The organism is Synechococcus sp. MU1655, assembly GCF_023630655.1.
In the GTDB taxonomy this organism is placed as follows: domain Bacteria; phylum Cyanobacteriota; class Cyanobacteriia; order PCC-6307; family Cyanobiaceae; genus Synechococcus_C.
Window position 1 is genome coordinate 1 of sequence record NZ_JAKUHK010000043.1, and the last position, 10,565, is coordinate 10,565.

General features: G+C 56.7%; 8 protein-coding genes and 1 tRNA gene. 5 read left to right on the plus strand and 4 right to left on the minus strand.

Annotation, left to right across the window (positions count from 1 at the left end):
• Both NCN04_RS03675 and NCN04_RS03680 read left to right on the plus strand, forming a co-directional pair.
• Nucleotides 1-621, plus strand: a 621-nt coding sequence (locus tag NCN04_RS03675) for a GltB/FmdC/FwdC-like GXGXG domain-containing protein (RefSeq protein ID WP_502988745.1), incomplete at its 5' end; no start/stop codon positions are given.
• A gap of 16 nt (nucleotides 622-637) precedes the next feature.
• Complete coding sequence (locus NCN04_RS03680) at nucleotides 638-946, plus strand: YciI family protein (protein ID WP_250395207.1); 309 nt, start codon at nucleotides 638-640, stop codon at nucleotides 944-946.
• 45 nt (nucleotides 947-991) lie between these two features.
• Here NCN04_RS03680 and lipA read toward each other — a convergent pair whose 3' ends face one another.
• Nucleotides 992-1,861 (minus strand): lipoyl synthase, encoded by an 870-nt coding sequence (lipA, locus tag NCN04_RS03685; protein ID WP_048348457.1) that lies wholly within the window; start codon nucleotides 1,859-1,861, stop codon nucleotides 992-994.
• Nucleotides 1,862-1,888: 27 nt separating this feature from the next.
• Between lipA and NCN04_RS03690 the strand changes: the two genes are divergently transcribed.
• Nucleotides 1,889-1,962, plus strand: a tRNA-Pro gene (locus NCN04_RS03690).
• Nucleotides 1,963-1,977: 15 nt separating this feature from the next.
• On the opposite strand, the gene cobJ is transcribed toward NCN04_RS03690, so the two are convergent.
• Both cobJ and NCN04_RS03700 read right to left on the minus strand, forming a co-directional pair.
• On the minus strand, nucleotides 1,978-3,858 hold the full coding sequence (gene cobJ, locus NCN04_RS03695) for a precorrin-3B C(17)-methyltransferase (protein WP_284498550.1): 1,881 nt from the start codon (nucleotides 3,856-3,858) through the stop codon (nucleotides 1,978-1,980).
• Nucleotides 3,855-5,270, minus strand: a complete 1,416-nt coding sequence (locus tag NCN04_RS03700; RefSeq protein WP_250395208.1) for a hypothetical protein — start codon at nucleotides 5,268-5,270, stop codon at nucleotides 3,855-3,857. Before NCN04_RS03700 ends, cobJ begins: the two co-directional genes overlap by 4 nt.
• A 384-nt stretch (nucleotides 5,271-5,654) precedes the next feature.
• On the opposite strand from NCN04_RS03700, the gene psaA reads away from it, so the two are divergent.
• Both psaA and psaB read left to right on the plus strand, forming a co-directional pair.
• Nucleotides 5,655-7,958: a photosystem I core protein PsaA gene (gene psaA, locus NCN04_RS03705; RefSeq protein WP_048347878.1), complete on the plus strand. Its 2,304-nt coding sequence runs from the start codon at nucleotides 5,655-5,657 to the stop codon at nucleotides 7,956-7,958.
• 21 nt (nucleotides 7,959-7,979) lie between these two features.
• The gene (gene psaB / locus NCN04_RS03710) at nucleotides 7,980-10,202 is read left to right on the plus strand and encodes a photosystem I core protein PsaB (protein WP_250395209.1); all 2,223 of its coding nucleotides are present in this window, start codon (nucleotides 7,980-7,982) and stop codon (nucleotides 10,200-10,202) included.
• 146 nt (nucleotides 10,203-10,348) lie between these two features.
• Here the strand turns inward: psaB and NCN04_RS03715 are convergent.
• On the minus strand, nucleotides 10,349-10,565 hold a 217-nt coding region (locus NCN04_RS03715), incomplete at its 5' end, for a cupin domain-containing protein (protein WP_502988746.1).

The window sequence follows — 10,565 nt, forward strand, 5'->3', positions numbered from 1 at the left end:
GGAGCTGCTGGCCAAAGCTTTGCGGCATTCCTCGTGCAAGGTATGACCATGCGCTTGGAGGGTGAAGCCAACGACTACGTCGGGAAGGGCATGAACAGTGGTCGGATCAGTCTTGTTCCTGGTGATGGTGTCGCCAATCCTGGCGATCAGGTGATTCTTGGCAACACCTGTCTTTATGGAGCCACCGGTGGTGAACTTTTTGCCCATGGCCGGGCGGGAGAACGCTTTGGCGTTCGCAACAGCGGTGCGAATGCGGTGGTGGAAGGCGCAGGTGACCACTGTTGCGAGTACATGACCGGAGGCGTGATTGTGGTGCTAGGAGGCACCGGTCGCAATGTGGGTGCCGGTATGACCGGGGGTGTGGCGTTCCTGTTGGATGAAGCGGGCGGTGTCCAGGCCCGCGTGAATCCTGAAATCGTTGAGGTGGTCAGCATCACCACCCCAGAACAAGAGTCCTTGCTGAAATCACTCCTTGAGGCTCATGTGAACACCACATCCAGCGAGAAGGCCAAGGCGTTGCTTTCGGATTGGGCCAACGCCAAGTCGTCGTTCAAGTTGTTGGTGCCCCCAAGTGAGCGTGCGGCGATGGGGCTTGAGGCGCGTGAGGTGGTTGCCGCCTGATCCCTTTGCAATCCGTATGCCCTGGTTTATCAAGCAAGAAACGTTTACTGCAGCGATGACATCGTTGTCAGCTGAGCAGCGTCGCGTGCATTGCGATGACCATCGCCGTTGGGTTCAAGCTCAGCGTCGCGGAGGGTTTGCCATGGCTAGTGGTTTTCTTGTGGATGATCAACACAAGCCCGGTGGAGGAGGTGTCTTGGTCTTCAGCGCCGAAAGCTACGAGGCAGCAAAAGCGTTCATCGCTGCAGATCCAATGATTGCTAGGAACCTGGTGGACTGGACGCTGCATGAATGGAAGCCGGTGGAGGGAAGTCTTCAGGCTTAGTTCAGGCCTGGTGACTGCTCCTCTAGGGGTTGAGCTGGAGTGTGTTCAGCGAGGATGAATGGTCATGAGTTTCTGCACGTCCCCTGCGTGGTAACTGCTGCGCGTGAGCGGAGAGCTGACCACCTGTAGAAATCCAAGTTCTTGTTCGCCCTTGAGGCGGTAGCCCTCGAACTGCTCCGGAGTGACGAACCGGTCCACGCGCAGGTGTTTGGGGCCTGGCGATAGATATTGGCCAATGGTGACGATGTCAACTCGGTGTGCTCTGAGATCGCTAAGCACCTCGATCACTTCCGAGTCGCTTTCGCCGAGGCCCACCATCAATCCCGACTTGCTGTAAGACCTTGGCCAGCCATCGCGAACCCGTTTGAGAAGTTCAAGGGAGCGCTCGTAAACCCCCTGCGGACGCGCTTGGCGATACAGCCGCGGCACCGTTTCAATGTTGTGATTAAGCACATGGGGTGATGCCTCCATCACCGTGGCTAGCGCATCCCAATTGCCGCAGAAATCGGGAATGAGAAGCTCAATCGTGGTGAGCGGCGAGTGTTGCTTCACCTGCTCGATGCAGGCCACGAACTGAGACGCACCTCCGTCATCGAGGTCGTCCCGGTTCACTGATGTAATCACAACGTGTTTGAGCCCAAGCCGGGATACCGCCTCCCCGAGCCGTTGGGGTTCGGTTGGATCGAGGGTGCGGACGCTCTTGTCGAAGTCGATGTCGCAGTAGGGACAGGCGCGGGTGCATCCGGGCCCCATGATCAGGAACGTCGCGGTCCCCCCTGCAAAGCATTCGCCGATGTTCGGGCAGCTTGCCTCCTGGCAAACGGTGTTCAGCTTGAGGTCCAGCAGCAGGTCGGCCACCTCACCAATGCGCTCGCGCTGGGGGGCTTTGACGCGCAACCAGTCAGGTTTCTGAATGGACGTCATCTCTTAAAGTCGCCTCAACGGGATGTAGCGCAGCTTGGTAGCGCACTTCGTTCGGGACGAAGGGGCCGCAGGTTCGAATCCTGTCATCCCGACTCTATGAGTTTCGCTCAACTGAGCTCTGCGCCTGGATAGCCGCGCGGAGTTACCATTCGGCCCCCTTCCAGTCTGCTGCTGCTGTTGCCGATGACCAGTACGGTCAGCATGTCAATGCTTTCTACCGGCAAGCTGTCGAGCCGGCAGAACGACACGTGTTCCTCTTGTCGACCTAATTGCCTTGCTATCACTACAGGTGTGGAGGCAGGGCGTTCCGCTAGAAGGATGGTCTTGGCATGTTGCAGCTGCCAATCACGTCCTTTAGATCGGGGGTTGTAGAGCGCAACGACGAAATCACCCTTGGCAGCTCCTTTGAGTCGTCGTTCAATCACCTCCCATGGGGTGAGTCGATCGCTCAAACTCACGGTGCAGAAGTCATGCATGAGTGGTGCACCGGCTTTTGCTGCTGCAAGCTGCAGAGCAGAGATTCCAGGATGCACGGCAAAGCGAGGTCGGTCGTCTTCTGGTAGGTCCAACCAGAGCTCAAGTGCGAGTCCTGCCATTCCATAAATCCCACTGTCTCCAGAGGACACCAACGCCACGCGAACACCTTGTCGAGCAAGACTCAGAGCTTGCTGGCAGCGGTCCCTTTCCATGGTGAGTTGCCCATCCAGCCGGATTTGATCCGGACGGCGCAGCGGTTCCAGTAAGTCGAGGTAGAGCCCGTATCCCACCCAGGCAGGACAGCGCTCTAGGGCACTGCGGGCTTCAGGAGTGAGGAGGGCTAGATCACCTGGACCACTGCCGATGAGATGGAGTTCTCCCTGTTGAGGCGAATAGGCCTCGATGCTCTCGGCAATCGCCACGGTGACGGCGCCGCGTTCATCGTCGTTTGCGTGGGTGATCCGCTTGTGCAGCTTGAGTTGTCCGTTGTCTCCGGCACTCAGTAATGCAGCGGCTTCTGCAACCGATCCGGTTCCCATTTCTGCAGCAACCACCTCGGATGGGGTTGGCACTGGCACAGCGGTCAGGGCTGTTGCCGTATGCAACCTGAAGGGCCAATGATGAAGCTGTGCAAGCTCTTGGAGTGCCCGTTCATCGCCTTTGCGGTCAATGCTGCTGATCCCTGCAACCGCGGCCTCGGCTAAGCCCGCCTCCGCGAGGGCGCTATGCACTGCGCGCTGGACAAGGTTCAAGCTTGTGTCGCGTTCGCAGCCAATGCCCAGCCAAAGCAGTGCTGGATGCCATGTGCAGGCCCCTTCATTGGCAATGGATGTGCTGATCTCCAGAGTTGGGATTGCACGGTCTGCCTCGGCATCCAGGCCTAGAAGCTTGCTGGCTCGAGCCGCCGAACTGCTTTGCCACAGCTTGCTCCCCATCGTTTGGATGAGACGGGTCGCCTCTCCCCGCGCCTGGGCCTTCATCAGTTGGGTCCAGTTGGCGCTTGCTCCACCGCGTTTCCATCCCCAAGCATGTCCGAACGTATCGGTTGCAAGCCGGCCCGAAACAGCACTGTCTCCGCTCAGAACCGCTTCTCCTCCAAGCGCGGCGGCGACCTCCCGGCTCCATTGTTCGGCACCCGCTTGGTGACCTCCGAGCAATGGGATCACTCTTCGCCCTTCTGCATCGAGCACCAGGACTGCAGGGTCACTTCCTTTCTCGGTCAAGAGTGGAGCAATTAAACGGGTGACGGCACCCGTAGCTCCGATCACCATCAGGACTCCCCCCTCTTGCCAGTGCTGTTGGATCAATAGAGAAGCTGAGTTCACCAAACACGTTCCGTCTCGGTCCGCAATGGCGGCGGCAGCTCCGGGCGTGAGCGCCAGTTGATCAGTCAGGCCAGATTGCTGAAGTCTTTGCAGCAAAGGCCAGGCCTTTGAGGACAGCCCTAGGGCCAATCGCCGGGCAGCAGGTGGAGGAGAGGAGTGGTTCAGGGCAGAAGTTTCGGAGGTCAACGCAGGGTGCCATCGGGGTTCAATAGCTCACGGGCTGATCCTCCCAGGGTGCTAGTTGGAGACATTCGTTCCGGTTCCTTGCTGATGATCGGCGCCCTTGATGGGGATGGGGTTTCAGGGGCGACCGGCTCGCTGGATTCAGGGGAGGGTTCCGCAGGAGTCCCTGCTTTTGAAATGGTTCCCTCTGTTGTGTCCACTCCCTTTTCTGGCAATCCTTCTTCTGGCAATGACGTCTGTCTCGTTGTGTTTGGCTTCAAAGCCTCGGGCTCAGCGAGGTCTTCTTCCACAGCTGTCCTGTCCAGAGCCTTTTCATCCTTGTCTTTTAAGGGCTCTTGCTTGAAGGCCTGCGTCTTTGAAGCTGCCTTCTCGGCGTCTTGCGCTTCAAGGATGTCTTCTTTAGGCCCTAACTCTTGAGTTGTGCTCGGGTCTTCAGGCTTGGTTTCACCCAGCAAACGGGCGAGTTCCGTGTCTTTAAGGCTGGATTGCAGCCAGATCGGTTTTGGGCTCTGCCGCTCAGGGACCTCTCTCAGTTGGTTGTTGAACACTGGTTCGAGCGATTCACCGATCCCATTCAGCAACTCCATCTGAACGGTGTTGATTCCTTTGTGGTTGTCGATTCCCTGGAGCCAGAGGGCATCCTGCTGGTCCACCACAAAGCTGTCCTCGTTAACGGTGATGCGTAGGCGCCAGCGAGCATCTCCTGCTCTGAGGTTTTGAAGGGGAGCATTCCATACGAGCCAATCGACCAGCAAAGGAGTGTCACCCCCAAGCTCAGCCGGACTTACCACCGCCAGCCAAGGGGCATCGCGTTTTGGCTGCGTGCCCATCAGGGGCCGCAGCTGATCTACAGACCAATGCAAGCTGGCTCCAGGGGTTTTGACGGCTTCTCCCCAGGGATAGGCCGCATAGGCCGTGAACCTGTGGCTCCCAGGACTCAAGGGGGGGAGTTCAAGCGAGACTCGGTTTCCGTTTCGCTCGCTTAGACGGACTGGTGCTTGGTCATCAATTTGAATCGCGACATGGGCTCCGAGCCCGAGTTCGCGGTCGTTAGCGAGGGGCCAATCCTCGATTTTTAATTCCAGATTGAGTGGGCCGCCCTTGAGCTGGCTCCCATCCAAGGGACTGATGAGCGTCAGCTGGGGATGATGCTTGGCTAAGGCTTGATGAAGCTGTTGAACCGCACCAGGTGGCTCCACTTCTCGAAGACGGCCTGATGGGTTTTGGGTCGGAAGATTTTTGCCTTGATTAGGAACGGACCTGGAGTTGGGCTGATTAGCCCAAGGCAGCGACGGAATCGCCAGCACGGGTTGTCCCATGCCAAAGAGGAGGATCAGTCCGATGAGAGCTGCGAACCATCGGATGTTTGCGTGTCGCCGGCCCGATTTATCCATAGAGCGGGTAGGGGATTCCACTATTCTGAATGTCACCTCTTCTTAGGTCCAGAGCTCCGGCTGAGTATTAATTAGAGAAGCAAAATAAGTGGGTTGTTGATAGTTTTTTGTCTTGATTGGCAGGCTCTCGCTGACACCAGCTGCAAACCAGATACCTGTTGCAGACTGGTCCGCCGCCGGATTGAACCTTTGTAACTCGATGAGGGTCTAGGCCCTCTCGCGACTCTATGCTCCAAACAGCGGTCCCCTCTTTGGGGCCCAATGCTCCAGTGATGGTCAGGTTTTCCTGGCTTGAGCTGGCGCCCGGCTACGGCCTTTATGGCTATGGCCGGGGCCCCGGTGAACTGTCCCGTTCGCCGGAGGGGTGGCCCTCCACCTCGATCCCGTCCCTCGAGGAACGACTCGATGACCAAAAGCCCACCAGAGCGTGGGAGCACTCGCAAGAGCAAATTTGTCAAGGTCGACAACCCTGCGACCTTTGAACTGTTCGGCAAGCCCGGGCATTTCGACAGAGCTCTTGCGAAAGGCCCCAAGACCACAACCTGGGTTTGGAACCTCCACGCCAACGCTCACGATTTCGATAGCCACACGAGTGACCTTCAAGAGGTCTCTCGGAAGATTTTTAGTGCTCACTTCGGCCACTTGGCCGTGATCTTCATCTGGCTGAGCGGCGCCTTCTTCCACGGAGCCCGCTTCTCCAACTATTCCGGCTGGCTCGCCGATCCCACCCACGTGAAGCCAAGTGCTCAGGTGGTGTGGCCGGTGTTCGGTCAGGAAATTCTCAACGGTGACATGGGTGCCGGACATCAAGGCATCCAGATCACCTCAGGCCTCTTCCACATGTGGCGTGCCTGGGGCATCACAACTGAAACCCAGTTGATGTCTCTTGCAATCGGCGCTCTGGTGATGGCCGGCCTCATGCTCAATGCAGGCGTCTTCCACTACCACAAGGCAGCTCCAAAGCTGGAGTGGTTCCAAGATGCCGAGGCCATGTTGAACCACCACCTGGCTGGTCTATTCGGCCTGGGCTCCCTGTCATGGGCTGGTCACCTGATCCATGTCTCGGCTCCCACCACCAAGTTGATGGATGCTATTGATGCCGGCCAGCCGCTGGTACTCAATGGAAAGACCATCGCTTCTGTGGCGGATATTCCACTGCCTCATGAATTCTTTAATCAGGATTTACTCGCTCAGCTCTATCCAGGATTTGGCGCCGGTATTGGTGCCTTCTTCTCTGGAGATTGGGCCGCATACAGCGATTTCCTGACTTTTAAAGGTGGTCTCAACCCAGTAACGGGAAGCCTGTGGATGACTGACATCGCTCATCACCATCTGGCGATTGCAGTGATGTTCATTGTTGCTGGTCATATGTACCGCAACAACTACGGCATCGGTCACTCTATTAAGGAGATCCACGAAGCCCATCAGGGTGATCCTCTGCTCTTCCCTGCAAGTAATGGCCATAAAGGCATCTACGAGTTCATGACGAACTCCTGGCATGCCCAGCTGGCAGTCAACCTTGCAATGGGCGGTTCAGTTTGTATCGTCGTTGCCCAGCACATGTACGCGATGCCTCCGTATCCGTACATAGGTGTCGATTACCCGACTCAGATCGGTTTGTTCACCCATCACATGTGGATTGGTGGCTTCTTGATCGTTGGTGGTGCAGCCCACGCTGCCATCGCCATGATTCGCGACTACGACCCCGCTCAGCACGTCGACAACGTGCTTGACCGTGTTCTCAAGGCACGTGATGCGATCATCAGCCACCTGAACTGGGTGTGCATCTGGCTCGGTGCTCACAGCTTCGGCCTCTATGTGCACAACGACACGATGCGTGCTCTGGGTCGCCCTCAAGACATGTTCAGCGACTCGGCAATTTCGATTCAGCCGGTTTTTGCGCAGTGGATTCAGAACATCCATGCAGGAGCTGCAGGTAGCACCGCTCCTAACGCTCTTGCCGGTGTGAGCGAAGTCTTCAACGGTTCCGTTGTCGCCATCGGTGGCAAGGTTGCTGCTGCCCCGATCCCTCTGGGCACCGCTGATTTCATGGTGCACCACATTCACGCATTCACGATTCACGTGACTGTGCTGATTCTTCTGAAGGGCGTGCTTTATGCCCGCAGCTCCCGCCTCGTTCCAGACAAAGCAAACTTGGGCTTCCGCTTCCCATGCGACGGTCCAGGCCGTGGTGGCACCTGTCAGGTGTCTGCTTGGGACCACGTATTCCTTGGTCTGTTCTGGATGTACAACTCCCTGTCCGTTGTGATCTTCCACTTCAGCTGGAAGATGCAGAGCGACGTTTGGGGAACCGTCAATGCTGATGGAAGTGTTCAGCACATCACCAATGGCAATTTTGCCAACAGTGCAATCACCATCAACGGCTGGCTGCGTGACTTCCTGTGGGCCCAGGCCGCGCAGGTGATCAACAGCTATGGCTCAAACACCAGTGCCTATGGCCTGATGTTCCTTGGTGCTCACTTTGTCTGGGCCTTCAGTTTGATGTTCTTGTTTAGTGGCCGCGGCTACTGGCAAGAGCTGATTGAGTCCATCGTTTGGGCTCACAACAAGCTGAAGGTGGCACCTGCCATCCAGCCTCGTGCACTTTCAATCACCCAGGGCCGTGCCGTGGGTGTCGCTCATTACCTCTTGGGCGGCATCGCGACCACATGGGCCTTCTTCCACGCCCACATCCTTGTGGTCGGCTGACCTCACTGACCTTTCCCTCTAATGGCAACGAAATTTCCTTCGTTTAGCCAGGGTCTGGCACAGGACCCGACAACCCGCCGCATCTGGTACGGGATCGCCACGGCTCACGACTTCGAGAGCCATGACGGAATGACGGAGGAGAAGCTTTACCAAAAGCTCTTCTCCACCCATTTCGGGCATCTCGCGATCATCGGCCTTTGGGTTTCGGGAAACCTGTTCCATATCGCCTGGCAGGGCAACTTCGAGCAGTGGGTCTCCGACCCATTGCACGTCCGCCCAATCGCTCACGCAATTTGGGATCCCCATTTTGGTCAAGGCGCTATTGATGCCTTCACTCAAGCGGGTGCATCCTCCCCAGTGAATATTGCCTATTCAGGCCTTTATCACTGGTTTTACACCATCGGCATGACCACGAATGCCGAGCTGTATCAGGGCTCCATCTTCATGATGATCCTGTCGGCTTGGGCGCTGTTCGCTGGTTGGCTGCACTTGCAGCCCAAGTTCCGTCCTTCTCTGGCTTGGTTTAAAAACGCCGAATCCCGCCTGAACCACCATCTGGCTGTTCTGTTTGGATTCAGCTCAATCGCTTGGGCCGGACACCTGGTTCACGTGGCTATTCCTGAGTCCCGTGGTCAGCACGTTGGTTGGGACAACTTCCTGAATGTTTTGCCTCACCCGGCAGGCCTTCAGCCCTTCTTCACTGGTAACTGGGGCGTTTATGCCCAAAACCCTGACACCACAGGTCAGATTTTTGGTACTGCTGAAGGATCGGGTACAGCGATCCTGACCTTCCTCGGTGGCTTCCACCCTCAGACCGAAGCCCTCTGGCTCACTGACATCGCGCATCATCATCTGGCCATCGGTTGCATTTTTGTGATCGCCGGTCACATGTACCGCACCAATTTCGGTATCGGTCATTCGATCCGCGAGATTCTTGAAGCTCACAACCCACCAACCGGAACCCCCGGCGACCTGGGTGCTGGCCACAAAGGTCTTTACGACACCATCAACAACAGCCTGCACTTCCAGCTTGGTCTTGCTCTCGCCTCTTTAGGTGTGATCACCAGCCTGGTAGCTCAGCACATGTATGCGATGCCGTCGTATGCCTTCATCGCGAAGGACTACACGACCCAGGCTGCGCTCTACACCCACCACCAGTACATCGCCATCTCCCTGATGTGCGGTGCCTTTGCTCACGGTGCGATCTTCTTTATTCGCGACTACGACCCAGAAGCCAATAAGGACAACGTCCTGGGTCGGATGCTCGAGCACAAAGAAGCCATCATCAGTCACTTGAGCTGGGTCTCCCTTTTCCTTGGTTTCCATACCCTTGGTCTCTACGTCCATAACGACGTGGTTGTGGCCTTCGGAACCCCTGAGAAGCAGATCCTTGTCGAGCCCGTCTTTGCCCAGTTCGTCCAAGCCGCTTCAGGCAAGATGATCTATGGCTTTGATGTGTTCCTCGCTAACGCCTCCAGTACTGCAACCCTTGCATCTCAGAACATCCCTGGAGAGCACTATTGGATGGATGCCATCAACGGTGTTCGTGGGAGCAATGACTTGTTCCTACCCATTGGTCCTGGTGACTTCCTTGTTCACCATGCCATTGCTCTAGGACTCCACACCACCACCCTGATCCTTGTGAAGGGTGCTCTGGATGCCCGTGGCTCCAAGTTGATGCCTGACAAGAAGGACTTTGGCTACTCCTTCCCCTGCGACGGTCCTGGCCGTGGCGGCACCTGTGACATCTCTGCTTGGGACGCGTTCTATCTCGCTGTCTTCTGGGCTTTGAACACAGTGGGTTGGGTCACCTTCTACTGGCATTGGAAGCACCTTGCGATTTGGCAAGGCAACGTGGCTCAGTTCAACGAATCCAGCACCTACCTGATGGGCTGGTTCCGCGACTACCTCTGGCTGAACAGCTCACAGCTGATCAATGGATACAACCCATTTGGCAGCAACAACCTGGCCGTCTGGTCTTGGATGTTCCTGTTTGGTCATCTGGTGTGGGCTACCGGTTTCATGTTCCTTATCTCCTGGCGTGGTTATTGGCAGGAGCTCATTGAGACCATCGTTTGGGCTCACGAACGCAGTCCTATCGCCAACATGATGGGCTGGCGTGACAAGCCTGTGGCTCTCTCCATCGTTCAGGCACGTGTTGTTGGTCTGGCTCACTTCACGGTTGGTTATGTGCTTACGTATGCAGCCTTCCTGATCGCCTCCACCTCTGGCAAGTTCGGATGACTTAGTCCCAACCTCTGCCTGATTAACGAAGCGTTCTCACAAATTCACCCGTCCGGTTTTCCGGGCGGGTTTTTTATGGGGATGGATGATTGAGCGCTAACTCTTCTGTGTTGGTGATGTCTGCTGCTGTTCGGGGACGTCTTCGTTTAATTCCCGCCGCTGAAGGCGATGTCCAGCGTGCGTAGATAGGTGTGCAGGCCTGCATCTTGAATCGGCAGCACGTAAGCATCAGCTCCGGATTCGTTGTGGTGAGAATGCCAGTATCCGGGGGGTGTCACGAAGGCCGCTCCTGGGGCCCAATCTTCACGATGCCCATTGATAATTAAACCGTTCGCATCCAGCTTTGTGCCGATCATCGTGTAA

Excerpts from the sequence above, each read along its gene's own strand:
- NCN04_RS03680 (WP_250395207.1), top strand. The coding sequence starts at position 638 with ATGCCCTGGTTTATCAAGCAAGAAACGTTTACTGCAGCGATGACATCG.
- psaA (WP_048347878.1), top strand. The coding sequence starts at position 5,655 with ATGACCAAAAGCCCACCAGAGCGTGGGAGCACTCGCAAGAGCAAATTT.
- psaB (WP_250395209.1), top strand. The coding sequence starts at position 7,980 with ATGGCAACGAAATTTCCTTCGTTTAGCCAGGGTCTGGCACAGGACCCG.